The 26,579-nt window shown below is 48.3% G+C and carries 22 protein-coding genes and 1 pseudogene; 11 read left to right on the top strand and 12 right to left on the bottom strand.

The window, feature by feature from the left end; genetic code table 11:
- Nucleotides 1-105: 105 nt before the first annotated feature.
- Nucleotides 106-1,128, top strand: a complete 1,023-nt coding sequence (locus RDW05_RS06605; protein ID WP_307978305.1) for a hypothetical protein — start codon at nucleotides 106-108, stop codon at nucleotides 1,126-1,128.
- Between the two features lie 235 nt (nucleotides 1,129-1,363).
- Nucleotides 1,364-2,167, top strand: a complete 804-nt coding sequence (locus RDW05_RS06600) for an ADP-ribosylglycohydrolase family protein (RefSeq protein WP_307978303.1) — start codon at nucleotides 1,364-1,366, stop codon at nucleotides 2,165-2,167.
- An 85-nt stretch (nucleotides 2,168-2,252) separates the two neighbouring features.
- On the opposite strand, the gene RDW05_RS06595 is transcribed toward RDW05_RS06600, so the two are convergent.
- Complete coding sequence (locus RDW05_RS06595; RefSeq protein ID WP_307978302.1) at nucleotides 2,253-3,548, bottom strand: ATP-binding protein; 1,296 nt, start codon at nucleotides 3,546-3,548, stop codon at nucleotides 2,253-2,255.
- A 250-nt stretch (nucleotides 3,549-3,798) separates the two neighbouring features.
- Here RDW05_RS06595 and RDW05_RS06590 point away from each other — a divergent pair, with 250 nt between their 5' ends.
- Nucleotides 3,799-4,383 carry a helix-turn-helix transcriptional regulator gene (locus RDW05_RS06590; RefSeq protein WP_307978301.1) on the top strand — a complete coding sequence of 195 codons (585 nt, stop codon included), beginning with the start codon at nucleotides 3,799-3,801 and terminating at the stop codon, nucleotides 4,381-4,383.
- 103 nt (nucleotides 4,384-4,486) lie between these two features.
- Here RDW05_RS06590 and RDW05_RS06585 read toward each other — a convergent pair whose 3' ends face one another.
- From RDW05_RS06585 to RDW05_RS06575, 3 genes are all read right to left on the bottom strand, one after another.
- Nucleotides 4,487-4,756, bottom strand: coding sequence for a DUF1294 domain-containing protein (locus tag RDW05_RS06585; RefSeq protein ID WP_307978300.1), 270 nt, complete (start codon nucleotides 4,754-4,756; stop codon nucleotides 4,487-4,489).
- A gap of 34 nt (nucleotides 4,757-4,790) precedes the next feature.
- The gene (gene hydF, locus RDW05_RS06580; RefSeq protein WP_307978299.1) at nucleotides 4,791-6,017 is read right to left on the bottom strand and encodes a [FeFe] hydrogenase H-cluster maturation GTPase HydF; all 1,227 of its coding nucleotides are present in this window, start codon (nucleotides 6,015-6,017) and stop codon (nucleotides 4,791-4,793) included.
- A gap of 366 nt (nucleotides 6,018-6,383) precedes the next feature.
- Nucleotides 6,384-7,436, bottom strand: coding sequence for a nicotinate phosphoribosyltransferase (locus RDW05_RS06575; RefSeq protein ID WP_307978298.1), 1,053 nt, complete (start codon nucleotides 7,434-7,436; stop codon nucleotides 6,384-6,386).
- Between the two features lie 166 nt (nucleotides 7,437-7,602).
- Between RDW05_RS06575 and RDW05_RS06570 the strand changes: the two genes are divergently transcribed.
- The 7 genes from RDW05_RS06570 (at nucleotide 7,603) to RDW05_RS06540 (ending at nucleotide 16,517) form a co-directional block, all read left to right on the top strand.
- On the top strand, nucleotides 7,603-8,703 hold the full coding sequence (locus tag RDW05_RS06570) for a glycosyltransferase (RefSeq protein WP_307978297.1): 1,101 nt from the start codon (nucleotides 7,603-7,605) through the stop codon (nucleotides 8,701-8,703).
- A gap of 249 nt (nucleotides 8,704-8,952) precedes the next feature.
- A complete protein-coding gene (gene dprA / locus RDW05_RS06565) occupies nucleotides 8,953-10,077 on the top strand; it encodes a DNA-processing protein DprA (protein ID WP_307978296.1) in 1,125 nt (374 codons plus the stop codon).
- Between the two features lie 11 nt (nucleotides 10,078-10,088).
- Nucleotides 10,089-12,407, top strand: coding sequence for a type I DNA topoisomerase (topA, locus tag RDW05_RS06560; RefSeq protein WP_307978294.1), 2,319 nt, complete (start codon nucleotides 10,089-10,091; stop codon nucleotides 12,405-12,407).
- On the top strand, nucleotides 12,408-13,736 hold the full coding sequence (gene trmFO, locus RDW05_RS06555) for a methylenetetrahydrofolate--tRNA-(uracil(54)-C(5))-methyltransferase (FADH(2)-oxidizing) TrmFO (RefSeq protein ID WP_307978293.1): 1,329 nt from the start codon (nucleotides 12,408-12,410) through the stop codon (nucleotides 13,734-13,736).
- Between the two features lie 204 nt (nucleotides 13,737-13,940).
- Nucleotides 13,941-14,912 carry a YafY family protein gene (locus tag RDW05_RS06550; protein WP_293812291.1) on the top strand — a complete coding sequence of 324 codons (972 nt, stop codon included), beginning with the start codon at nucleotides 13,941-13,943 and terminating at the stop codon, nucleotides 14,910-14,912.
- Nucleotides 14,913-15,180: 268 nt separating this feature from the next.
- Entirely contained in the window at nucleotides 15,181-15,396 is a 216-nt protein-coding gene (locus RDW05_RS06545) for a helix-turn-helix domain-containing protein (RefSeq protein WP_210684417.1), read from the top strand.
- Between the two features lie 125 nt (nucleotides 15,397-15,521).
- On the top strand, nucleotides 15,522-16,517 hold the full coding sequence (locus RDW05_RS06540; protein WP_307978292.1) for a bile acid:sodium symporter family protein: 996 nt from the start codon (nucleotides 15,522-15,524) through the stop codon (nucleotides 16,515-16,517).
- 78 nt (nucleotides 16,518-16,595) lie between these two features.
- On the opposite strand, the gene RDW05_RS06535 is transcribed toward RDW05_RS06540, so the two are convergent.
- A complete protein-coding gene (locus RDW05_RS06535; protein WP_009144608.1) occupies nucleotides 16,596-16,859 on the bottom strand; it encodes an Arc family DNA-binding protein in 264 nt (87 codons plus the stop codon).
- A 174-nt stretch (nucleotides 16,860-17,033) separates the two neighbouring features.
- On the opposite strand from RDW05_RS06535, the gene RDW05_RS06530 reads away from it, so the two are divergent.
- A complete protein-coding gene (locus RDW05_RS06530) occupies nucleotides 17,034-19,955 on the top strand; it encodes an insulinase family protein (protein ID WP_307978291.1) in 2,922 nt (973 codons plus the stop codon).
- 94 nt (nucleotides 19,956-20,049) lie between these two features.
- Here the strand turns inward: RDW05_RS06530 and RDW05_RS11675 are convergent, their stop codons facing one another.
- The 7 genes and pseudogenes from RDW05_RS11675 to RDW05_RS06500 form a co-directional block, all read right to left on the bottom strand.
- Nucleotides 20,050-20,619, bottom strand: coding sequence for an O-acetyl-ADP-ribose deacetylase (locus RDW05_RS11675; RefSeq protein ID WP_367269570.1), 570 nt, complete (start codon nucleotides 20,617-20,619; stop codon nucleotides 20,050-20,052).
- Nucleotides 20,620-20,622: 3 nt separating this feature from the next.
- Nucleotides 20,623-20,958, bottom strand: a pseudogene (locus RDW05_RS11670) (SseB family protein); the annotation flags it as partial.
- A gap of 165 nt (nucleotides 20,959-21,123) precedes the next feature.
- The gene (gene lexA, locus RDW05_RS06520; protein WP_050787083.1) at nucleotides 21,124-21,789 is read right to left on the bottom strand and encodes a transcriptional repressor LexA; all 666 of its coding nucleotides are present in this window, start codon (nucleotides 21,787-21,789) and stop codon (nucleotides 21,124-21,126) included.
- A gap of 340 nt (nucleotides 21,790-22,129) precedes the next feature.
- Nucleotides 22,130-23,617: a hypothetical protein gene (locus RDW05_RS06515; RefSeq protein ID WP_307978289.1), complete on the bottom strand. Its 1,488-nt coding sequence runs from the start codon at nucleotides 23,615-23,617 to the stop codon at nucleotides 22,130-22,132.
- 35 nt (nucleotides 23,618-23,652) lie between these two features.
- Nucleotides 23,653-24,228, bottom strand: coding sequence for a phosphate propanoyltransferase (gene pduL / locus RDW05_RS06510; protein ID WP_307978288.1), 576 nt, complete (start codon nucleotides 24,226-24,228; stop codon nucleotides 23,653-23,655).
- A 195-nt stretch (nucleotides 24,229-24,423) separates the two neighbouring features.
- Nucleotides 24,424-26,094, bottom strand: a complete 1,671-nt coding sequence (locus tag RDW05_RS06505; RefSeq protein ID WP_307978287.1) for a ShlB/FhaC/HecB family hemolysin secretion/activation protein — start codon at nucleotides 26,092-26,094, stop codon at nucleotides 24,424-24,426.
- Between the two features lie 45 nt (nucleotides 26,095-26,139).
- The gene (locus RDW05_RS06500) at nucleotides 26,140-26,577 is read right to left on the bottom strand and encodes a YbjN domain-containing protein (RefSeq protein ID WP_304230683.1); all 438 of its coding nucleotides are present in this window, start codon (nucleotides 26,575-26,577) and stop codon (nucleotides 26,140-26,142) included.
- Between the last annotated feature and the right edge of the window lie 2 nt (nucleotides 26,578-26,579).

Below are 26,579 nucleotides of genomic sequence, written 5' to 3'. Positions count from 1 at the left end.
GAGCCTGTAAAGTACCAATTCTAAGCAACTTCATAAAAATATGAAAGAAAAATGCCACACATCCTTAATACTTTGTGGAGTATGGTATTTTAAAAGGACATGCACATGGAAAAATGGCAGATATATTTATATCTTTTCTTTGTAGTCACAATATTGCACGCACTTTACGATAAACGTACCAAGCTAGCAGTAGGGGCATGTGTTTTCTTCGCTATTGTTATAGGTGCAATTAAATATGCAACATATGGTTTATATTCAGGATTACTAGCTTTTGTTTTGCTGCTTGCTCCTGCTGCCGTTGGTGCATCTATGCAAAAATCAGGGGTACTAAAGAAAGTATTAGATGAAAGTGATGATAAGACTGAGGATGCTCCACCTGTCTCTCTTGCTTCAGCGGATGAAGATTTCCCGAATACTGCACAGGAAAGCGTTAATCCGGAAAGCATGGTCAATTACCTGGATGATAATGGCCAACAGGTTGCAAATACATATCAACAATGCGAGCCAGAGAAAAAAACAGACGATGAAGCGGAAACTGGCAAAAAAATAATAATCTGTATAGTTATGTTTTTTCTTCTTGTCCTGCAAGATGTAAGGTTGTACGCAATTTGCGTAGCATGTTTTCTGTTGGTTTTTAAACGCAGAAATTACTTTATGGATAAAAGGATATTGTGGCCCCAAAGTCTGCATCTGGTAAAGAAATTTTATTACAACATACTGCTTATATTTAGAATCTGGTTTTACAGCATGATGCTTTTGATCGCGTCTGTACTAGTAACAAATAAGCTTTGGTGGCAACCTGATTATACTTTTGCTTTTTATGCTTTCGCAATTGCTTTTCCGTTCTTTTTCGGGTTCTTGCTTGTTGATATCAGCGATTTACATGATCTGTGGGCAATCCGTTATCAGGCAAAAACTATAAACAATAGGACTGATAAGCAGAGAAGCAACATAGATTATTACAGAAACCATCCAGATTATGAAAATTATCTGGCGCCTGCAGGATTAATTCTTCTTTTATTTTTGTTTGATAGTCCGTATTTAGCTTTAGCTATGGTATTAGTTGGTATACTTATCTTAGTGCAATATACTTTATGGACATCTTCAAAGCAGGCGAGGGAAGAATAAAATATATAACACTTAAAAACGACATAAAAAAGCGCTCTGCTGGCCGTAAGGTTGGCAGAGCGTTTCTATATGTTTATATATATTTTTTGGCTATCCTCAAAAACCGTACAATACTGTACAAACCGTACAAACGCAGGCGGGGCAAGGCTTTGCGCATGTACGGTTTTTGTTATGATGTACGGTTTAGACGATTATGCTATAATATACATATAACAAACGAGTGGAGGCGTATACAATGCTAGGTGCAATTATTGGCGATATTGTCGGTTCACGTTTTGAATGGGATAATTATAAAGCGAAAGATTTTGAGTTTTTGACTAATGACTGCTTTTTCACAGATGACAGCGTAATGTCTTTAGCGTTATGTGAGGCGCTTTTGGAGAGCAAGCCTGATTTCAGTGATTTGCGCGAGGAGGCTGTAGCAAAAATGCGTGCCTTTGGTGGCGCATATCCTGATGCAGGTTATGGTAGAACGTTTTCCTGCTGGCTTTATTTCGGCGACCCGCAGCCTTATAACAGCTATGGCAACGGTTCGGCAATGCGCGTGAGCGGTGTTGTCTATGCTGCGAATACTATGGAGCAGGTCAAACAGCTTTCGCTGATGGTTACAGATGTGACGCACAACCATCCGGAGGGCATTAAGGGAGCGGAAGCAACTGCCGTGGCAGCCTTTATGGCTAAGCAGGGCGCAGATATGCAAGCCATCAGGGATTATATTGATGCCAACTATTATTCTATGGACTTCACGCTCGACGGTATCCGCGATTCCTATATGTTCAACGAAACCTGCCAGAATACCGTACCGCAGGCATTGATGGCCTTCTTTGAGTCGACAAGCTATGAAGATGCTATCCGTAATGCTATTTCTATCGGCGGTGACAGCGACACACTGGCAGCAATCACCGGTGCGGTAGCAGAATGCTACTACGGCATACCACAAAAACTACGGGAGCAGGGCATGAGCTATCTGGACGAAAGACTGCTTGGTGTATTGCGAGCTTTTGAAGAAAAGTATCTGCCGAAGATTGTAGGGGTATAAGTATATAAAAATGCCGTACAAACGCAGGCAGGGCAAGGCTTTGCGCATGTACGGTTTTTGTATTGGTGTACGCTATTCTATTACTTCAGATACAAAATGCCGCATATAAAGGAATAATAAGCTTATTATCCTCCTGAGCAAAATTCTTGGTAGAAAGCTTGATAGCATATGCAGGCTCAAACCTGTCCATATACAGCTTCAAGCTTTTGGCTCTGGTGTTATCGGCAGCTTTTACTTCAATAGGAATTAGCTTGCCTTCGCGCTGAATGATAACGTCAATTTCAGCGCCACGGTCCGATTCCCAATAGTATGTCGTATAATCATTAATTTTCAGCTGATTATGCACATAATTCTCCGTCATGCCACCCTTAAAATCATTAAGTTCATCCACCATATAAAGAATATCGTTAGCAATGATATCTTTCTTGGCGCATAATAAGCCTACGTCTGACAAATAAATCTTAAAGGCATCAATATCACGATAGTTGGCCAAAGGTTTTTTGATTTGCTCAACCTTATAAACCTGGTCAACAATGCCAGAAAGAATAAGCCATTCTATCGCGTTTTCAAACTCAGCTGCCCGCGCACCGCTTTTTATCAGCTTATATTGAAAACGGGTATTCTTCTTGGAAAGCTGCACCGTTATATTATCATACGTAAGTCTGGTCTTTTTAATTTCATTTTCAGTATTGTACTTGCTCATATCATTAAGATAGCTTGCCAAGATAGTATCCTGAATATGACGAACAAAGACATAATCCTTCGTCTTGCTGAAGATCATCACTGCCTCCGGCATACCGCCCACAACAAGATATTGGCGATATAACTCTAAGGCTGATTGGTGTAAGGCTGCAGGCATAGCAGTTTTATCTGTAAAGCAGGCCTTGATTTTCTCCAACAGGTAGCTTTCATCCAGCGCCAAAAGGAATTCTTCCATATCCATAGGGTACATAGTAAGCATATCAACCTTACCGACAGGGAAGGAGTAGGTTTTGCGGTTAACTGCGACACCTAAAAGGCTTCCCAGAGCGATAATATGGTATTCCGGTGCCTGCTCGCAAAAGTATTTTAACGAGGTGAGAGCGCGTTCGCAAAGCTGTACTTCATCGAAGATGATGAGTGTTTTTTCCTTGATGATGCTGGTACCTGCTATATGCGATAAAATAGGCAGCAAATACCCCGGCTCTATGTTTTCCTCAAAGGTTGCGTTTAATTGTGTGTTGGTTTCAAAGTTAAAATATGCTACATTTTCATAGTTGTTACGTCCGAATTCCAAAACAGAGAAGGTTTTGCCTACCTGTCTGGCACCTTGCAATAGAAGTGGTTTGCGGAAAGGACTTTCTTTCCATGCAAGTAGTTTCTGTGATATTTTTCTATACATATTTATCACCTCCGGTAGTTCTACATATATTATAAAATTCTTTCGTGTCAAAAACAACACATTTCCGCAAAATATTCGTGTGAAAATACGTGAAAAAATGCACTTTTTTTACACTAAACTACACAAATAGCAAAAAACGCCTCAAATACGCTGAAATGAGAGGCGGTTTTAGAATACACAAGAGTGTTATCATATACTCAGAGTATTCGATAAGCTATATCTTGATAAAGCGCGCACAGCTCTTGCCCGTATGCTGGATTTCGCTGTCTACGATTTGCATTATGACATCAGAGAATTCTTTGAGTTTTTTCTCGCTTCCGGTATCGCCAGACGCTTCGAGCAGGGGGATTTCACTATTCTCGCAGGTATGTCTGGCGTGGAGCTTGCCTATACGGTTTTAGAGAACGTGGGACTGGCGTGGGAGCGCATCAAGCCTGATTATCCGGTCAACCGCAGTGAGGAATATTGGACAGGCTGGGCGCTGGCCTACTACCAGTGGCAGACGGCGCTGAGCTTTGCGGAGATTAACCGTTACGTTCCTATCAAAACTGTGCAGAGCCTGTACAATCCTTATCACGAGATGGATATTCGCCATTTTACGGAGAAGATGACGGAGCTTTATAAAGAAGCGAAGAAGGATACGAACCTGAAGCTGTTGCGCGTAAAGGCAGAGCTGACGCAAAGGGAGCTGGCGGAATTGGCAGAGGTTCCGCTGCGCACTATTCAGCAGTATGAGCAGCGACAGAAGAATATCAACCGCGCGCAGGCAGAAACGCTTGCCAGAATAGCAAAACAGCTTTATTGTAATATTGAGGATTTACTGGAGAAGGTCTAAACAACTAAAAACCGTACACAACGCAAAAACCGTACAGCCCCAAAGCCGCATGCAGCAAGGGTTTGTACGGTTTTGTACGGTTTGTACGGTTTTTAGAGAGCGCTCAGCCCTTATAGAAAAAATAGCTGATAATTGCCACCTGCAGGAAGAAAATGAGCGGTACGCCGAAGATGAACTTCAAATGCTGTGTCTTATGGCGGAAGAGCTGCATAGCGATAAATGCGCCTGCGCTGCCGCCAATCGCTGCCAAAAGCAGCAGCATTATTTCCGGCACACGCCAGCTATGCAGCTTGGCGAAGGCTTTATCCGCACCGTAGACGACAAAGGCGGTGCAGTTGATGAAGATCAGGTAATAATATAAAAAGCTGTGCATGGTTCATACCCTCACTTTCTCCTGTTCAGCTGCTTTACTCCAGCAGCTTGGCGATATCCGGCAGGGGAGCGACGCTGCGCTGTAAAATGCCGTGCATATAGGCAATGGCGATGCCGTAGTTGGTCATGGGGACGCTCTGCGCCGCCGCGCGTTCGCTGCGGCTTTGCATTTCGCGCTCGTTGAGCATGCAGCCGCCGCAATGCACTACGAGCTTATACTGTGACAGGTCAGCGGGGAATTCCGTACCGCTGCTGAAGCAGAATTCAGGCTCAGCTTTGGTAAAGCTGCGAATCCAGCCGGGAAGCTTTACTGTGCCGATGTCCTGACATTGGCGGTGGTGCGTGCAGCCCTCGCTGATGAGCACCTTATCGCCATCCTTGAGCGTATCGAGCACACGCACTGCCTCTACGGCTGCGCTGAGCGTGCCCTTGTAGCGCGCCATGAGAATGGAGAAGGAGGTGAGCGGAATGGTGGGCGGCACAATTTTGCTGACTGCGCCGAAGGCCTGACTGTCGGTTACGATGAGCTTTGGCGGGAAGGCAAGGCGTGCCAGTGCTTCCGCCAGCTCGCTTTCCTGCACGGTTACGGCAATGCCCTTGTTGTCGAGCACGTTGCGTAGTACCTGCTGCTGCGGCAGGATGAGCCTGCCCTTGGGTGCGGCGCTGTCAATCGGCGTTACGAGCACTACGATGTCGCAGGGCTTGATTAAATCGCCAAGCAGCTGGCGTTCTGCCTCACGCGGGCGCAGGGCGGCGATAGCCTCCTTCAGCTCGTTGATGTTGCGGTTGGCAAGGGCGCTGACGAGGAAGCATTGCTTCGTGAGCTTCATGGCCTCCATGGTGAGCAGCGCCTGGCGCATTTCGTCCAAAAGCTCTACCTTGTTCAGCACAAGGATGGAAGGCAGCTTTTTCGCCTGCAGCTGCTGCCACAGCGCTTTGTCCGCTTCGCTGAGGCCAACGCTGGCATCTACAACGAGCAATGCAATGTCGCACTTATTAAGCACCTGCTGAGCCTTGGCAATGCGCTGCGCGCCCAGCTCGCCCTCATCATCGAGGCCGGGGGTGTCGATAATCATCACCGGGCCGAGTGGCAAAAGCTCCATAGCCTTATATACAGGGTCGGTAGTAGTGCCCTTTTGTTCGCTGACAATGGCAAGCTCCTGACTGGTGATGGCGTTGATAAGGCTGGACTTGCCGGCGTTACGCTTACCGAAAATGCCTATGTGCACACGTTCGGCAGCGGGAGTTGTATTCAATGACATGGTGATGTCTCCTTTACATATATAAGAAATTGCGTTAGTTACAAACAGTATTAAAGCTAAGACCTGTGAATAGGGAAATGGAATGTCGTGAAGTGAATAAAAATTGCAGCGAATGAGTGTCTGGAACCACAGAAGGGGCGCAATGTCTGAGCGCTATGCCTAATTTATATAGTAGCATTTATCAGCTTAGCGCGAGTTTTGCGCCGCTTCGTCTTGATTCCACACGAAATGAGTGACCGTAATTTTTACTGAGCGTAAGGACATTTTATTTCCCGTAGTAAAGATTCTTTATACTACCAGTATCTCCTTCTTTCGGGTAGCAAAAAAGGCTGCAGCACTTTCGCACTGCAACCTCATTGTTGCAAATTATTTCACAAGCTCCATTTTGGGGTTAGGATTGTATTTGCGGCCAGCCTTAGCGCAATCCTTGCCGTCAACCTTAACGATATCAGCAGTGTAGTTGATGTTGCCGTCAAAGAAGGAAGAGCCTACAGCATAGGTATCAACCGGTACGCCAATTTCCTCAAACGCTGCTACGCGTTCAGCGTCAAAGCCGCCGGAAGCGATAATCTTAACGTGGTTGAAGCCTTCGGCATCCAGCGCACGGCGAACATTGCAAACAAGCTCCTTGCAAACGCCGGTCGGTTTAAAGGTACCGATCTGAGTCCACAGGCTCTTGTCAACCATGCTGCCGGAGGTATCCAGACGCACACCTGCAAGCTTTTTGCCCAGCTTGCGGGCAACAGCCAGAGAAGTGTTTACGCAGTCGTTGTCAAAGTCAACCAGAGCTATACGTGCGATAGACGGGTCAACATATTTATCGAAGGCTTCGGTAGCAGCGACAGTGTCACCCTTATAGGAAGCAATCAATGCATGGGGGATAGTGCCCAAGCCCTTGCCGCCTGCTGCCAGTGCGTTGGCATCGGTAGAAAAGCCGTGGATGCCGCCAACTAAAGCTGCATAGCCGTCGGATTCCTGAGTCTGGTAAATATCATAGCGTGCAGGGAAGAAAAGCACCGGCTTGCCGTTGGCAGCCTTCACTACGCGGCGAACATTGGTAGCAATGCGGCTCTGGCGTGCCAAAATACCCAAATAGATGGTTTCCAGATGCGCAAAGTCGGCATAATCGCCTTCAATAGTCATAACGGTTTCCCATTCGTCAACCTCTTCGCCGTCACGCAGGGAATGAATTTCGATAGTTTCCGGATGGAAAGCGCATTGACGGATCAGAGCAATGACCTCGTCGGTACCGCAAACAACAACATGGTCACGGGCGAACACCTGCATCAGCACGCGCGGATGATAATTATCACCGTTTAAGATTTCTTCGGAACGCATAAAATATGCGTCAGTATAATAACCTTGTTTAATTTTTTCTACAGGAAAGCTAAAGCTTTCAACAGGTCTTCTAGTAGTCATTTGATGAGCCTCCCAAAAATTTCTCACGAATTTTACGTTTCGCAAGAACATTAACTATTGATTGTAGTTAAAAATATGATACAATATAAAGGCTATGATAGCAAGCCTTTTTCGCAAAAAAATTCCGATTAGCTATATTTCCGATACAATATAGATGGTGATACATATGCAAAAAACACGAAAAAAATATACTGTGCTCCTGCTTTCGGCACCCATAGGCTCCGGACACAGACTGGCAGCCGAAGCCCTGGAGCAGGCCTTCGCCGACCGTCCGGAGGTTGAGGTCATCCACGGCAACATCTTCGACTTCTTCCCGCAGCTTTTGGGCAAGGCCTTTTTAGGCACCTACCTGTGGATTTTAAAATGCTGCCCGTGGCTTTACAAGCTGGCCTACAGCTGGGGCAATAAGCAGGGCGGCTCCTTATGGCTGCGTGAGCTTTTAAACCGCCTGCTGGCACGCTTAGGCGGCAACTACCTGCGCAGTGTGCAGCCTGACGCGGTAATCGCCACGCACGCTACACCCGCAGGCATTATCGGCTATTACAAAAAGCAGCATCCCGGTCTTTGGCTCGGCGCCGTAGTGACCGACTTTACGATTCACCGCTGGTGGGTTTGCGACGGCGTGGATACCTACTTTATTGCAGACGAGCTGCTGCGTGATAAGCTAGAAACAACTGCCGACATTCAGGCTACGGGCATTCCCGTGCGCCAGCAGTTTATGATTAAGCATGATAAGCAAAAATGCCGCGAGTTCTTCGGCTGGGACGAAAACGAACGCGTCTGCCTTTTGATGGGCGGGGGCGAGGGCCTTTTGCCGATGGCTGAAATTATTGCGGCACTGCAGCGCGCCGCTCTGAAAAACCTGCGCGTTGTTGCTGTCACAGGACATAACGAGGCGTTGGCAGCACAGCTGCAAGCCAAATACGGCGCTACGGCCGAAATTTACGGCTTCCGTGAGGACGTGCCGCAGCTTATGGCCGGCGCGGATATGATTATTACCAAGGCCGGCGGTTTAACCTCTGCTGAGGTGCTGGCGAGCGGACTGGACCTTTTAATCTACAAGCCGCTGCCGGGACAGGAGGAGGGCAACGCTGCCTTCCTGCAGCAATACTGCGGCGCTCTGGTGGCACGCTCTACCGACGAGCTGGTGCAGCACATCAAAAACAGCACGGTAAGCCCGCGTGAGACTGCAGCGTGCAGCGAGCATGCGCATCCTTTGGCAGCACAGCAGATTGTCGATTACGTTATGCAAAGACTGCAAAAATAAAAATTAATAAGCAGCGGACTCCTTCAGCCGAGGGAGTCCTTTTTGCTGCGTGGCGCGGTTTTGCGCACTTTTAGCAGTATGCTTTCCAAGAGTTTTGACTGATAATTTCTTCTATTGTATAATTAATTTACTTGACCAATACGAATTTCATCATTATAATGTAAGAAAATCGCATATTATGAAGGCTGTGGCATGAAGTTCCGCTCTGACTGCATAATCATGTAGAGAAAACAGGAGGAGTGTGACCTTATGGATACCTTATATCTTGCTGCAATCTGCGCTGCTGTCCCCGGTTTGGGACGCAGCAGAATCCCTGCTTTAATCAACGCTTTGGGCAGTGCCCGCGCCGTTTTTGAGGCTGATGCTGCCACACTTACAGCGACAGGACTTTGCACGCTGAAGGCGATTCACAATTTTCTTGGCAACCGCGATGCACGTATGCCGCAGAAAATTGATTACTTCTGCCGTCATCATGGCGTGGAGCTCTTAGCGTATACGGACGCTGCTTATCCGCAGAGCCTGCAGAACCTGAGCGACAAGCCTTTGGTGCTTTATATCAAAGGAAAGCTGCCCGAGGCTCCTTACGCCTTGGCGATAGTCGGTTCACGTCGCTGCACGGAATACGGTGTGCGTGCTGTCGCCTACTTTGCGCAGGCGATGACGCGCGAGGGGATACCCATTATCAGCGGCGGTGCCAAGGGCATTGACACGGCGGCGCACGAGGCCTGCCTGCAGGCCGGAGGGACGACGGTGGCAGTGCTTGGCTGCGGGCTGGATATTGCCTATCCGCCGGAAAACGCCAGACTGTTTGCCCGCATTGCCGAACGCGGCGCGCTCGTGTCGGAATACCCGCCGGGAGTACCGCCCATAGCAGCAAACTTTCCTGCGCGCAACCGCATCATCGTCGGTCTGTCGCAGGCCGTTCTGGTAGCAGAGGCAGGCAAGCGCAGCGGCGCTGTAATTACAGCGAACATTGCTGCAGATGAGGGACGCGAGGTATATTGCGTACCGGGGAATATTTTCGACGGCAGCAGCATTGGCTGTCACGAGCTTATCCGCACCGGTGCCAAGCTGGTGGATATGCCACAGGATATTTTAGACGATAAAAAGAGCTGGCAGCAGGCGATGAACCGCCGCATAACCCAGCCAAGTATTTTTGACTGTGCACCGCAGGAGCCAAAGCCTGCACCGGCACCGGTCACAACTGAATTAGGAGCGAAGCTGCTGGCACTTTTGCAGGCAGGGGCGCTTTCTTTAGAAAAGCTGACGGAGCAGAGCGGAGCCGCTTTTGCTGCCGTGAGCATGGAGCTGCTTGACCTGCAGGCCGCCGGACTGGTGGCTACAGACCAGGCGCAGCGTTACTACCGTAAGTAGGAGGAACATAAATGGCAAAGACTCTGGTTATCGTGGAATCACCTACGAAATCCAAGACTATCGAAAAATTTTTAGGCAAAAACTATAACGTAAAGGCTTCAATGGGACATCTGCGCGACCTGCCGAAAAGCACCCTGGGTGTAACCTTTCTGCCGGACGAGGAGCATGCAAACGAATTTGAGCCGAAATATATCAATATCCGCGGCAAGGGCGATTTAATCAAATCATTGAAGGCTGAAGCCAAAAAAGCCGACAAAGTTTTACTGGCAACTGACCCTGACCGCGAGGGTGAAGCAATCAGCTGGCATCTGGCATTTATTCTGGGCATCGACCCGACATCTGCCTGCCGCATTGAATTTCATGAGATTACCGCAGCTGCTGTCAAGGACGCTATCAAGCATCCGCGCTGCATTGACATGGATATGGTTGATGCACAGCAGGCACGCCGCATTTTGGACCGCATCGTAGGCTATCAGCTGAGCCCGTTGCTGTGGCGCAAAATCCGCAAGGGACTCAGCGCCGGCCGCGTACAATCTGTTGCTACCAAAATCGTTGCCGACCGCGACCGTGAAATCGAAGATTTCGTGCCGGTAGAATACTGGACACTCAGCGCCAAGCTGCGTGAAGGCAGCAAGGGGCAGCTCTTTGAAGCGGAAGCAGTAAAATATAAAGGCAAAAAACTGGAGCTGCACAACGAGCAGGAGGCAAGAGCAGCTGAGGAAGCACTCTCCAAGGCTGATTATATCGTGAGCGACGCAGTAAAAAAAGAACGCAAGCGTCACCCCGTACCGCCGTTTACTACCTCCAGCATGCAGCAGGAGGCCAACAAAAAGCTCAACTTCAGCGCCAAAAAGACCATGATGCTTGCACAGCAGCTTTATGAAGGCGTATCTCTGGGCAAAACCTCCGTCGGCCTTATTACCTACATGAGAACCGACTCCGTGCGTCTGGCAGAGGTTGCCATTGCCGAAATCCGCGACTATATCAAGCAAAACTTCGGCAGCGAATTCTGCCCGGCGAAGGAAAACCATTACAGCACCAAAAAGAACGCTCAGGACGCGCATGAGGCGATTCGTCCGACCAGCGTCATGCGTACCCCGGCCGAGATGCAGGAGTATCTTACTGGCGACCAGCTGAAGCTGTATACGCTCATCTGGAACCGCGTTGTTGCCAGTCAGATGACGGACGCTGTTTATGACGTTACCACCCTGACAATTGATGCTGCCGACTACCAGCTGCGTGCAACAGGCTCCGTGCTGAAATTCCCCGGCTTCTTACAGCTGCACAGCAAATATGACGATAAAGAAAAGGACTCCAAGGTTCCTTATGTTGAACCCGGCAGCAAGCTGCTGCTTTACAAGCTCATGCCGGCAGAACAGCACTTCACCGAGCCGCCTGCGCACTTCACCGAAGCAACGCTCATCAAGGAGCTGGAGGAGAAGGGCATCGGTCGCCCCAGCACCTTTGCCCCTACCATCGTTACACTGCTTACCCGCGGTTACGTTGTCAAAGAGGCCAAAAAGCTCCTCGTTACCGAGCTTGGCATTATGACCGTGGATATGCTCACCGAATATTTCAAGGAACTCATCAACATCGGCTTCACCGCCCAGATGGAGGAAAAGCTGGATGAGGTTGCCGAGAAGAAGCACACCAAGGACGAAGTCCTCAGCGAATTCTACGGTCCCTTCAAAAAGGAGCTGGACCACGCCGGCGTGGCAATTCCTATCGTTGAAATCCCGCTGGAAGTATCCGACGTACCCTGCGACAAATGCAACGACGGCACTATGATGGTTATCCGCGAGGGACGCTTCGGCAAATTCCTGGCTTGCCCCAACTTCCCCAAATGCCGCAACACCAAGCCTATTCTGCACCCGATTGGTGTAAAATGTCCTAAGTGCGGCGCCGATATCCTTGAACGTAAAAGCAAGACCGGCAAGGTATTCTATGGCTGCGAAAGATATCCCGACTGCGATTACACCACTTGGGATAAGCCGCTTAACGAAGAATGTCCGGAATGCAAGCATATGATGGTAGAGCACGTGGAACGCAACGGTAGCAAGCGCAAGTTCTGCAGCAACCCGGAATGCTCCAAGGCAAGACCGGTATATGCTTCTAAAACCGCTGCAGCAAAGACTACGGAAGCTAAAACAACCGCAACCAAGAAAACTACGGCAGCTAAAAAGACTACCGCTAAGAAAACTACTGCTACCAAAACTGCAGCAAAAAAGACTACTGCTACTAAAACAACTACCGCTAAAAAAACCGCTACTGCAAAGAAAACAACCGCAACGAAAAAAACTACTACAACTAAGAAAGGCAGCAACGAATAAATGACTATCTCTCCTGTACATGTAATCGGTGCGGGTCTGGCAGGCTGCGAAGCCGTTACCCAGCTCACACGCCACGGTATCCCTGTAATCCTGCACGAAATGCGTCCCGTAAAAAGTGACGAAGCACATAAAACCGCATATTTTGCCGAGCTTGTCTGCAGCAACTCCCTGCGCGCAGGCAATATTGAAAACGCTGTCGGCCTGCTGAAGGAAGAAATGCGCCGTTTAGGCTCTCTCATCATGCAAAAGGCTGACGAGCATCAGGTGCCTGCCGGCGGCGCTCTGGCTGTTGACCGCGACGGCTTTGCCGCTGCCGTAACCGAAGCAGTAAAGGCTAATCCGCTTGTTACCGTTATCCACGAAGAAGTGACCGACCTGGAAAGCCTCGAGGGTACTGTCATCGTAGCCAGCGGCCCGCTGACTAGCGATGCGCTTTTTGCCGATATCAAAAAGCTCTTGAAGTCTGATTATCTGCACTTCTTTGATGCCGCAGCACCGATTGTTACCGCCGATTCCCTGGACTATGACAAGGTTTACCGTGCCTCCCGCTACGACAAGGGCGGCGCCGACTACCTCAACTGCCCCTTCTACACGAAGGAGGAATACGTTGCCTTCTGGGAAGCTCTCTGCAATGCGGAAAGCGCTCCCGTAAAGGATTTTGAGCATGATGTCTTTGAAGCCTGCATGCCTATCGAGGAAATGGCTGCAAGAGGCGAGGACACCATGCGCTTCGGTCCGCTGAAGCCTGTAGGCCTCATTGACCCGCGTAACGGCAAGGAAGCCTACGCAGTAGTGCAGCTGCGCCAGGATAACGCCGCTGCCTCCCTTTATAATCTGGTAGGCTTCCAGACACATCTCAAATGGCCGGAGCAAAGACGTGTTTTCGGCATGATTCCCGGTCTGGAGAACGCAGAGTTCGTCCGTTTCGGCGTTATGCACAAAAACACCTATCTGAATTCGCCGCAGCTTTTGGATAAGCACTTCAACCTGCGAAGCAATAAACGCTTCTACTTTGCCGGACAGATGACAGGCGTAGAAGGCTACGTCGAGTCGGCAGCCTCCGGACTGATGGCCGGTTTAGCTGCTGCAAGAGCGGTATTGGAGCTGCCGGAGGTAGAATTCCCCGAAGTAACTGCGCACGGAGCACTGGCCAACTACATCAGCAATCCGACAATTGAAAACTTCCAGCCGATGAACATCAACTTCGGCCTCATTCCGCCGCTCACTGTACGCATCCGCAAGAAGAGAGAAAAGAACGCTCAGATTGCAGCACGCGCTCTGGAAGCACTGGACGGCTTTCTGCCCACGCTTAAAACTGAACAGGCGTAAAAATTTTCCTGTTATCTCTGAAATATGCTGAAAAAGCCAAAAATATTTTTAGAGAAAGACAGTATGTGTCCTCCCGCTATGGTAAAATTTGCTTATAGCCGGTGGCAAAACGTTTGCTTAAGAGAATGATTGTGCTATAATAAGCTTAAAGAAATTTTCTTACATCAACCGCTTTGCAAATTTCATGGCAGGGAGGAACTAATAATGACAGATTTACGCATCGCAAAGGATCGTTTGCTCTATATGTATTCGCGTCTGGTAGACGGCAAAATGCTCTACAAGAAGGAGGAGGCCCAACGCTTCGGCTGCTCCTTACGCTCTATTCAGCGCGACATAGAAGACCTGCGGTCCTTTTTACATGAGCAGAATGAAGCATCAGGCCTGATGCAGGATTTGGTCTACAACCAGAAGCTCGGCGCTTACCAGCTTGTACCGCCCTCACGCAATCTGCTGTCCAACGAGGAGGTTTTCGCCACGCTCAAAATACTGCTGGAAAGCAGGGCCTTCACCAAAAATGAGCTTTACCCGATTATCGATAAGCTGATTGACTGCTGTATCCCTAAAACGGAGCAGCAGCGTGTGAGCGAGCTTATAGGCAACGAAAAGCTGCTTTATGTAGAACCGCAGCACAAGGATAAGTTCCTGAAGAAAATGTGGGAGCTTAGCGGCGCTGTGCATGAGCATCTGGAAATAATCATCAACTACCGCCGTACCGACGGTGTGCTGGTGCAGCGCAGACTACAGCCCGTAGGCATCATGTTCTCCGAATTCTACTTTTATCTGGCAGGCTTCATCGTGCCCAAGGAGAAGGAGAAGCTCAAATTCGAGATAGAAAACGATCCCTTCCCGACTATCTACCGCATCGACAGAATCAACAGCTTTAGCGTCACCGAAACGCATTTCGCCGTTCCGTATTCCAAACGCTTTGAGGAAGGCGAGTTCCGCAAGCGCATCCAGTTTATGTACGGCGGCCATCTGCAGCGCCTGCGCTTCCTGTTTAAGGGTGGCAGCTACGAGTACATCCTTGATCGACTGCCAACCGCTAAGGTAGTAGAGGAGAGCGAAAACGGCACGCTTATCGAAGCGGAGGTCTTCGGCAAGGGCATTGATATCTGGCTGAAAAGCCAAGGCGAGCTGATTGAGGTTATTTCCAGACAGGAGATACCGGTAAACTAAGTACAAAATTCATTTTCACAAAAAATATCTAAAAATTTCTCAAAAAATTTTTTAGGATAGCCAATCTCTGGCTATCCTATTTTTTATAATAAGATTATGCTAAGGCATAACGAAAAAGCAACACTGATTGCCGGCACGTTTTTCAGGAATTCGCCTGTATTTACTTTGGCAAGCAGTATCAAGGCTGTCTTCGCACCTTTTTTTACATGAAGAAATGCCGGAAATACTGTAAGCTATAATCAGTAAGAAGTAGAGGAGTGGATGATATATGTATTGCGAAAAGTATGTAGAAATGGGCAGAAAAATACGTTATTACAGAATCATGCAGGAGCTGGGGCAGGGAATGCTCGCAGAGCAGATAGGCATTACTCCGCAGTATTTGAGTAAAATTGAGCACGGCAGCGCGCGCCCGAGTATGGACCTGGTATTCCGCATCGCAGATAAGCTGCAGGTGAAGGTGTCGCACCTGCTGGAGGCCTGCTGATACTTTAAGCCGGGCATGGATTTTTCCTCCTTTTTGTGGTACAATACCCATGTAATTGCTTCTGCTCGAGGCAATTAACAGCGTGACTGCCCCAGGGCAGCATACATGTAAGGAGGCAATTTAATATGAACGAGCAAAACAGCGTTTTAAACATCATTGGCAAGGTTAGCGGATTGTTATCCAAGTACATTGCCGTCGTGATTTTAATCACCTCTGCGGTTGCTTTTACACATCCGCAAAAATTCATGTGGATTCCGCAGTATACCGCTCTCTTCCTGGGCACGGCAATGTTCGGCATGGGCCTGACCATCAAGCGCGAGGACTTCCAAATCGTCTTTTCCCGACCTAAGGAGGTTATTTCCGGCTGTATCCTGCAATACACCATCATGCCCTTGGCAGCCTATTTTCTGGCTGTAGTGATGAATCTTGATACTGATATCGCTCTGGGCGTTATCCTCGTAGGCTGCTGCCCCGGCGGTACTGCCAGCAACGTTATTGCCTACATCGCTAAGGGTGACGTTCCCTTATCCGTGGGCATGACCATCACTTCGACCTTGATTGCACCGCTGGTAACACCTGTGCTGGTGTACCTGCTGGCAGGCTCCTGGGTTGAGGTAAGCTTTATGGCTATGGTGCTTTCCGTAGTGAAGATTGTGCTGCTGCCTGTCCTTGCAGGTATCATCTTAAACAGTCTTTTCCACGAAACCATCGTCAAGCTTGGCGGTATTCTGCCGCTGGTTTCCGTTGTAGCGATTGTAACCATTATCGATGGTATCGTTGCTGTCAACGCTGCTAAGCTGATGAGCTGCGGTCTGATCGTAATGCTGGCAGTTGTCCTGCACAACGGCATCGGTATGGCTCTGGGCCTGGGCATGGCGCGTCTGATGAAGGTATCCTACGCTAAGGAAACATCCATTGCTATCGAAGTTGCAATGCAGAACAGCGGTCTGGCGCTTGCTCTGGCAACCGCAAACTTCGCTGCTAATCCGCTGGCTACACTTCCGGGCGCTATTTTCAGCGTATGGCATAATGTTTCCGGTTCTATTTTCGCCAGCTGCCGCATTAAAGAGGTAGAGGAGAAGCAAAAGATCGAGCTTAAGGAACATGCAATAGCAAAATAAGCAAAAATACTAAAGGCACTACTGTGAGCGCAGTAGTGCCTTAATTATTGTATAGCGTAGAGCAGGGGAGCCTGCATATTATTTTTTGCTTTTATTATCTAAACCGAAGAGCATTTCCATAGGCTGCTCCGGCGCTTCCTTAACCGTCGCGCCTGTGCTGAAACCCGGCATTTCCGCCTTGGTCAGCTCAATTTTGCCGTATTGACGCTCATAATCATCGATAACCCATTTCAAAATCTGTTCGATTTCCTTATTGACCGAACGGCCATTTATCTTTGCCAAATGCTTCATCTTATTCATAATAATAGGATGAATGCGCAGTGTAAAGCGTGCTTCTTCCATGAATACTCCCTCCAGATTCTGACTATTCTACTAATTATTATAGGCAAGAACAGCGCTTTTGGCAAGGAGATAATCTTTTTTAGCAACAGCTAACTGTTTTTACAAGAATTTCAGACAATAGATATGCAAATATGTTATAATAAATACCATAGTGTAAATTTTTAGGAGGCAACAATGACTTTAGCAATAAATGCCGTATACCACGGCTTTAAGGTTTTACAAGCACAATTTGTAGATGAAATCAGCTCTCAGGCTTATATCCTGGAGCATATCAAAAGCGGCGCACGCCTTTTGTACCTTGCTAACGATGACGATAACAAGGTTTTTTCTATTTCCTTCAGAACTCCGCCTGCAGATGATACAGGTGTGGCACATATTCTGGAGCATTCCTCTCTCTGCGGCTCCCGCAAATATCCCTTAAAGGAGCCCTTCGTAGACCTCGTCAAGGGTTCTCTGAACACCTTTTTGAACGCTATGACCTTCTCGGATAAGACCATGTATCCCGTTGCCAGCCGCAACGATAAGGACTTCCATAACCTGATGGACGTATATCTGGACGCTGTGTTCTATCCTTCCTTCTACCAAAACAAATACACCCTGCGTCAGGAGGGCTGGCACTATAATCTGGACAGCCTTGACGGCGAGCTGAGCTACAACGGGGTTGTTTATAACGAAATGAAGGGTGTATATTCTTCGCCGGACGCTTATCTGGAAAACGAAGCAATGAAGGCTCTGTTCCCCGACAACTGTTACCGCTTTGAATCCGGCGGCTATCCGGACGCTATTCCGCAGCTGACTCAGGAAAAATTCGAGCAGTTCCACAAAACCTATTACAGCCCGGAAAACAGCTATATCTATTTATACGGTGATATGGATATCGACGCTACTTTGGAATATCTCGACAGCGAATATCTGAGCAGCTTCGAGAAAACCGGTACTGTTGATTCCGCTATCGCAGAACAGCAGTCCTTGCCGCGTACTGCGGATATCGAAGCCTTTTATCCGGTTGGGGCAGAGGAGGACTGCACTGCCAAAACATATCACGAGCTTTCTATCGTAACAGGCAAGGCAACCGACCTGCAGACCAGCATGGCTCTGAGCCTGCTGAAAAGCACATTGCTGGACAGCGAATCCTCCGCACTGCGCCGTGCGCTGATGGATGCAGGCGTAGGCCAGATTATCAACGGCGGCTATACCTCCAGCATGTATCAGCCGGTATTCTCTATCCGTGCCAGCGGCAGTGAGAAGGAGCTGCGCGATAAATTTATTAGCGTTATTTATAAAACATTGCAGGACATCACCATCAACGGCATTGACAAAAAGCTGTTAGAGGCCAACATCAACTCCATGGAATTCAAGCTGCGTGAGGCAGATTTCGGCGGCTATCCCAAGGGACTGATTCTGGGCATCGGCGTTATGGATAACTGGCTGTATGACGGCAATCCGATTGAGGGCCTCTGTTACAACAAATATCTGGCAGCTCTGCGCGATGGCCTGAAAACCAATTATTATGAAAGCATTATCGAAAACTATCTGCTGGATAACACCCATAAGGTGCTGGTAACCCTGCTGCCGCAGCCCGGCAAGGAGGAGGCAGACCAGGAGGCCGCTGCTGCCAAGATGAGCGCTATCAAGGCACAGATGAGTCTGGATGAGCTGCAGCAGCATATCGACGAATGCGCCGAGCTGCACCGTCTGCAGGCTACTCCCGACAGTGAAGAAGCCCGCGCAACTATTCCTGTACTGAAGCGCAGCGACATCAGACAGGAAGTAGAGAAGATTGAAACGCAGGAGGAAGAGCTGGGCGCAAGCCATCTGCTGTATCTTCCGCGCAACACCAATAAAATCGCTTATACCAGCTTCTATTTTGATATCACCGATATGGAAGCCGAAAAACTGCCTCTGTGCTATCTGCTCACAGATATCATGGGCAAGTTCAACACCGAGCGCTACAGCTATCAGGAGCTGGCAACCAACGCCATCATGTATACCGGTGGTATTGCGTTCGCTGTACGCGCCTTCACCGAAGCAGAATCTACGGATGATTATAAAATTTATTTCTCTGCCAAAGGCAAATGCCTCACCGATAACCTGCCAAAAATGCTGGATATTCTGCAGGCTATTGCTTTGGAAAGCAAGATGAACGACCTCGACCGCTTCCGCGAGCTGGTGTCCGAGCTGAAAACCGATTGGGATGACAATTTCTTCAACCGCGGTCAGACCGTTGCTATCACCAGACTGTTCTCCTATTGCTCTGCCGGCGCACGCGTCAACGAGCAGGATGAATTCAGCTATTACCAGTTCCTCAAAAAGCTGACCGACAACTTCGACGAGCTGGCACCGCAGGTACTGGAGCAGTTGCGCCTGTTAATCAAACGCTTCTTCCAGAAGAACCGTTTCCTGCTCAGCTATAGCTGTGACGTAAAAGAGCAGGCAACAGTAAAACAGCAGTGCCTTGATTTCATCAGCAAGCTGTCTGAGGCAGAAGCAGGGGAGAAGGCTGAGGTTCTGCCCGTAGGCACCGTTAACGAGGCTATTGCTACCGCAGGCAAGGTACAATATGTTGCTGCAGGCGGCAACTTTGCTAAGCACGGCCATAAATACGTGGGCGCGATGGCTGTACTGGAAACCATTCTGAGCTATGAATATCTCTGGACCAAAATCCGTATTCAGGGCGGCGCTTACGGTGTTACCGCACGCTTTGAGCTGAACGGCGTAGGCGTGTTTGCATCCTACCGCGACCCGCAGCTGCCGAAAACTCTGGAGGCTTACCAAGGTCTGGCAGAATGGCTGAGAAACGAAGAATTCCCCGAGCGCGAGCTGAACAAGTACGTTATCGGTACCATCAGCACGATGGATAAGCCCCTGACCAACAGCATGCGTCTTGACAAGGCAACCGCGCAATATCTGAAGCACGTTCCCGTTGAGCTGCGCCAGCGCATCCGCAGCGAAATCCTCAATGTAAGCAATAAAGACCTGCAGGCATTGTCTAAGGTAGTAGAGGATATGCTCAGCGACGGTCTGATCTGTGTAGTCGGCGGCAAGCAGCCTATTGAAGCCAATAAATCTTTGTTCAACAATATCATCAATGCGTAAATCTGTACGCTAGTAAATTTACGCTAAGGTTAATAAAAACCCGTGACGTCCGAAGGGAGTCACGGGTTTTGTCGTACATAAAAGTGCTATAAGGTTAATCTAACTCGCCGTTCTGCGCCTTTTTAACAAGCTCCTGATAAGCGTTATAAACGCCGCTGTTGAAGCAGGTAAGCACAACGCTCATGCCATAGTCGGCGTTGGCATTAATCCATTCGGTGCAGGTCAAAAGAGCGATACGGGCAGCCTCGTCCACAGGATAAGCATAAGCACCGGTAGAAATCGCCGGGAAAGCAATGCTGTGCAGATGATGCTTGCGCGCCAGGTCCAGGCTGTTCTTGTAGCAGTCGGCCAGCTCCAGTCTTTGTTCAACCTTACCATTATAAATCGGGCCTACAGTATGAATAATGTAGCTTGCAGGCAGGTTATAGCCATAGGTAATCTTGGCAGCACCAGTCGGGCAACCACCCAAGGCTTTGCATTCCTCCAGAAGCTGCGGTCCTGCAGCGCGGTGGATAGCACCATCAACGCCACCACCGCCTAAAAGCGTACTGTTGGCAGCATTGACAATAGCGTCGCAGTCCAGCGTAGTAATGTCACCACGCCAAACGGAAATAGCGTTCTGCTGCTTGTTCTTCTTGGCATCGGCCAGCAGTTCCTTGATCATCCGGTTTTGAATATTGAAGGGAGCAGGGGAAGCAGGGTTAAAGATAATGCCGGCAATGCCGTCCATTTGCAGGATAGCTTCAAAGTAATTGACCAGCGGACGACTGATAACGTTGCAGGGCTTGCCCTGCTCGTAGGCCTCTTTGCTGCTGTAAGCCGTCATGTATTCCAGGCCACTCTCGGTAGTCTGCGTCTGCAGCAGCAGCTGGCCCTCCGGCGCATCGGCAGCAGTAGGAATGAGCACCTCTGCACCTTCCTGCAGCATTACGCTGACTGCATGCAACAGCTTCACCAGATTAGCTTCGCTCTGGTCCGCAGCAAAGAATTGCTGGGCGTTCATGATAATATCAGTAGATGGATGTAACATATGCGTCATCTCCTTGTAAAAATCGTTTACACACATTCATAACTATAATATATAACAAAAAAACAGCTCTGTAAAGAGCTGTTTTTTGTATTTGACGCTAAAGTGACATCATTTTACATGCATTTTACAGTCATGCTATTAGAGCATACGGAATACAGAAATAACCTTACCAAGCACCTTAATGTTGTCAGAACCTACAATAGGCTCGTACTTATCGTTTTCCGGCTGCAGGCGCACACTGCGCAGCTCGCGGAAGTAACGCTTAACGGTAGTTTCCTCGCCGTCAATCAGGGCAACAACAATATCGCCGTTATTAGCAAAATTCTGCTTACGTGCAATAATGTAGTCATGGTCCAGGATACCTGCGTTGATCATGCTGTCACCGCATACGGAAAGCATGAAAACATCATCGTCACAGCCAATCAGGTCGCGAGGAATAGGATAGGTCTCTTCAATATTCTCGACAGCAAGAATAGGAACACCTGCGGTAACCTTCCCAACCAGCGGTACCGGAACAAGGAGCTTGTTTCTCCAGGCATCGCTTTCGCTCATCAGCTCCAGAGCACGCGGCTTAGCGGCATCACGCTGAATGAAGCCATACTCCTGCAGCTTCTTCAGATGATTATGCACGCTGGCACTGGATGATAAACCTACTGCTGCACCGATTTCGCGTACAGCAGGCGGATAACCCTTATGATTAATAAAAGTACGAACGAATTTCAAAATGTTACGTTGGCGTTCAGACAACATATCTTCGGTATAGTTGCCATCAAAGTCCGGCGGGAGTGCTTTTCTTCTTCCCATTTTAGACCCTCCAATCATGTGTTTATAGTTAACCTTATACAAATTATAACAGATAAAAGTAATTTCGTCAAACAGCAGTGCGCACAGTGGCTAATTTAACATAAAAAATGCTAAAAACTTCTCAAAACCTCCGGGGGAGGAGCAAAAAGCGAAGAATTCTCATAATCTGACGCTTTTCTCAGCATTTTCCTCAGCCGGGAAATAAACATGTCTATAATGCTGCCTTTTTACCGCAAAGACTGCAAAATAATATTTTACGTCCGATAATGTATATTATGTTAAATTTTCCTTTTCTCAGACGTGAGATTTTCATGCACTGCAACTCATTGCACCTGTGTAATTAAAAGTGCCATTCGTTTAGTTGCTGTTCAAGGCTTTTTTCCGTTTCAACGGCGGTTTTTTTGATAAAAAGCATCGCTGTAGCAGCTTTTTGGTTGCAGCTCAGTAAAATTTTGTTGTTATAAGCAAAATCCTTCAGCAAATCGGTATCAGCATTGATGCCGATAAGAGCTTTTTCCTGGGTGAAGTCAAAATTTGTCTTATAATCCTTCAAAGCAAAGTATTCGTTGCTGAAACCCTTCATGCGCTGCAGACCTTCGGAGATAAAACTCTCAACCGCCAGTCTGTTGGCAACAGGCGTTGCTAAAAGCTCTTTAGCATCAGCGTCATTAATATTATCTACGCTGACGGTAACAAGCAGATGATTCCAATGCTCCAGAACATTGCGCATGCCGCTGGTGTAAAGATCCATGAATTTTTGCTGGTATTCAGGATCAGACGCCGGAATAGCAAATACAGAATAGATATTGTCATAATCCGTATTTGCGGCAACGTCCTGCATTTGCTTCATAGAAGAAGCCATGGTCAGATAAAAGGTGCCTTTATCCTTATATCGCACACTCAGCTGGCCGTAGAACCAGTCATCCGGCAGCTGCACACTTTTGCCGACTGCAGTATCAGTAAAGCTGATGGCCTTCGGCGTGCTGGTCGGAGCAAAAGCCTTAAAGCCCTTCAGCAGATCAGTGTGTGCTTTATCAAAGCGCTGCATTGTTTCTGCAGGAATGTCGCGAACAAAAACGTTCTCAACCTCCAGAGCCTTTTCCATCTCTTCCTTTGCGGAAGCAGCAGATTTGGGCTCGGTCTTGGCCTCATCATTTTCGTCGCTTTCTTCGTCAGTATCGATATCATCAATATCTGCATCAGCGTCAGCGTCTTTTTCGTCCTTTTTGGGTGCGTAAAGATCCTGGTCAGTATTTACGGTAGACAGCAGATAAAGTCTGTCGTTGGCAGAAACAAGGCTGGTATCAATTTTAACCAGCACATCACCCTGTTTATATAGGTAAGAAATAGTTATCGCCTTTTTGCCGGCAATTTTCCCTGTCTTAATAAGAGGCGTAAGCTTTTCCAGCTTTTCTTTGAGCACCTTGCTCTGAATCGTCAGATTGCCGTTACTGTCATGCTCGGCATATTTATCAAGCTCCAGCAGCGGCGCAGGCACGGTTTTCGGATTAAGCTGGGAGCGCTCCAAAAGTGCCAGCTTCTCATATTCCGCATCAAAATAAGCCGTAGAGAATTTTTCGCCTAAAATCTGCTCCATATCCTCTGCTGTGTAATAGTTAACAATATTAACTGCGGTATTTTTTAAATCCTCTTCGTTCTGATAAGCCTTTTTGCTGCTGATATTGGTATACGCATAAACCTTCTTCGCTTCCAGCTTATAGTAAGGCTGTCCGTCCTTAACGCTGTAGCCTGCGTAGCTGTTTTCGTAGGCTGAAGCGTGCGCAGCGCACAAAACAAGCACTGCCGCCAAGGCTGTAATTTTTTTCATATACTCACCATCCTTTTGTTGGAAAAACGGTGGAATTATTTATTGTAGACAACGTTCACCATCACGCCACTGCCCAGGTTGCAGGCATTAGCTTCGTCGGTGTCGATATGAACCTCGTCAGCATGCTTTACGCCCGCACGTACCAGAACATTATGCAGTGTTACAGAACGCTCGCCCTCTGTCTGGATATCAACGATATCGCCATCCTTCAGGCCGTATTTTTCAGCGGTTTCGGGGTACAGATGCACGTGGCGCGCAGCGATGATAATACCCTCCTTCAGCTCCAGCTCGCCCTTCGGACCGATGAGCTTAGCGCCAGCGCTGCCTGCGATGTCGCCGCTGTTGCGGATAGGAGCATCCATTCCTACCTTGCGTGCGTCAGTCAGAGAAAGCTCAATCTGAGTTTCCGGACGAAGAGGACCGATGATACGCAGCTTCATGGAATCCTTGGGAGTTACCATGGTAATCTGTTCTTCGGAAGCAAACTGACCAGGCTGGCCAATCGGCTTTTTAACGTGCAGCTCGCTGCCTTCACCAAATAAAATATCCATATGCTCACGGCACAGATGTGCGTGACGTGCAGAAACACCTAAAACTATCGGAAATTGCATTGTATGTCACCTCATAAAATAATTTTTTGTTTATATACTTATTATAGCTTGAATTGTGGTAATTGTCATCAGTTATCGAAATTTTTTTCATATAATAGGATATCAGCTACAGGCAAAGCTTCTTTTTCCTACATATATACAGGAAAAAAATAATAGGACCGGGTTTCCCTAGTCCTATTATTACACAAGATTTTTTTAGAATTGACCGCTTACCATGAAATGGATGCGAGTTGAATCTACATCAGTATTATTGATTTCCTTAATCAAAGGCACGCCCAATGTTACCACAGCACCGATGTGCTTGGTGATGTTGCTGCGCACGCCCAGGCCACAGCTTGTCAGTACATGGCTGTCAAAGGCACTGTCGCCAAAGACCTGACCATGATCCATAAAGACGAAAGCATTAGTCTTTTTGTCCTTAGTCACAGGCACGGAATATTCCAGGCCCACACTGTAGCCACTGTCGCCGCCAAGCAGGCTTTCTTTGTAGCCGCGTACGCTGTACATACCGCCAATGTAGAACTGGCGGGCGGAAGGCAGATAATTGTTGAAGCCACGCTGTGCGTCTAGGCGCAGGCTCAAAAGCTGCCCATGCTGATACATTTTCTGGTACAGGCCGTTAAGCTGGTACAGGGAAAAATCCTTGTCCTTATCGGCAATATTGGTATGCGTACCGGCGTTAAAGCTGTGCTTTTGGTAAATAACAGAGCTTGCGCCGTAATTAGTTACGGAATAGCCTGCCGTAACGCCTTTAATGGTATCATCGAGCCAATGCTGGCCGCTGAAATCAGTCTTGGAATTTTGCTGGCCGTAATCAAGCGTTGCCTCAGTACGAGTCTTTTCCGTCACTACCAACGGCTGGCTCAGGCCAACGTTCATGGCATAAGCATGACCGCGTACATTCAGCGGCTCCAGCTGTCCGTCCGTAATGTGAACGCTGTTGGCGCTGTACTGCAGGTTCAGCTTGGTACCGCTATGGCCTAAGGGCCTGCTATAGCCAAGGCCGAAGGATTTGGTGCCATCGCTCAGCATCGTATTCAGCGTCAGCGCGTCACGCACACCTGTCAGGCTTCTGTCCGTAAAGAACAGGCCGCCGCGGTATTCGCCGCTCGTATCACTGCCTGCGTTATCACTGTAAACAGTCCAGGTAATGTTTTGCGGTTCATAGGCGCTGATGACGTAATCCGTAGTACCAGGCTCGCTGCCGGCCTGCAGAGAAATGCGCAGCTGCACGTCATTAGCAGCGTTAAAGCGCAGTAAATCGTCATTCAGCTTGTTGATGTTGGCAACCTCGCCCTGCTTCAGGCTCATACGCTTGCTGATGTATTTGCTTTTGGTATACTTGTTGCCCTGCACCTCAACAGCATTCGTTTTGCCTTCGATAAGCTCAATTTTTACCGTACCGTTTTTAATTGTCTGTGCCGGCAAAATTGCACGACAGGTAAAGTAACCATTATCAAGATACAGCTTGTTTATTTTATTCACCAGCTCGTACAAATCCTTGACGCCAACCTCTTTACCGATATACTCAGCCGTCAGCTTTTGCAGCTCTGCCTGCTCCAGTACGGTGGATTCATCAAGCTCCAGCTTTTCCAGCTTAAAGGTTACTGCCGCCTGCTGCTCCGCATCAGGCTTTTGGCTCCCCTGCTCTACCTTGCTGCTTGCCTTGGCCTTGTCCTCGGCAATCTGTCTGGCAACACGCTGGCGCTCCATATACTCTATCGCTCTGTTGGCTGCCACACCGGCGTTGTTCAGGCCGCTTTTATGGAATTCTGCTTCCTGCGAAGGTGTAGGCGCTGCGAAAGCAGCGGCACTGCATCCCAGCAAAAGCGTAACCAGTAGCAAGCTTGTTTTATTAGTAATCATCGTCAACACCCCTTTGATATACAAAATTTTGCTGCATCCGGCAGGCTAATTGGCCTGCCAGATGAGCTGCATTATTCTTTTATATTCCTTTTCCAGATGCTTGATGATTACATCCAGCACGGTATAAATCATGTCGCCCTCCAGCCTGCCATTTTGGCAGAGCAGGCAGCTGTCCAGGTAGAGTGAACCGTCATCTGTAAGATAATATTTGAACACCTTATATTGACGGTTCACCTTGTTGATTTCCCTCAGAATAGCCACTTCGTTACTCTCGTTGACAGCATTTGCTGCCAGCTGCACGCGAAGCATACCATAAATACTGCTGTCCAGGATGACCAGCGTCGGCAGACGCTGGCCTTCAACAACAATGTGAGAACGGAAGACCACTGTGTTCAGCTTATCCTCGCTAATCTGTTCAATGGCAAAGCAGGTAATCTTCTTATCATCCAAGTATTTGATAAAAGCCTCTGCCTTTTTGTTCATCA

This window comes from uncultured Phascolarctobacterium sp., assembly GCF_902463975.1.
Classification (GTDB): Bacteria; Bacillota; Negativicutes; order Acidaminococcales; family Acidaminococcaceae; genus Phascolarctobacterium_A.
Note: the sequence above shows the minus strand (reverse complement) of the source record. Positions and strands in the feature narration are given on the sequence as shown.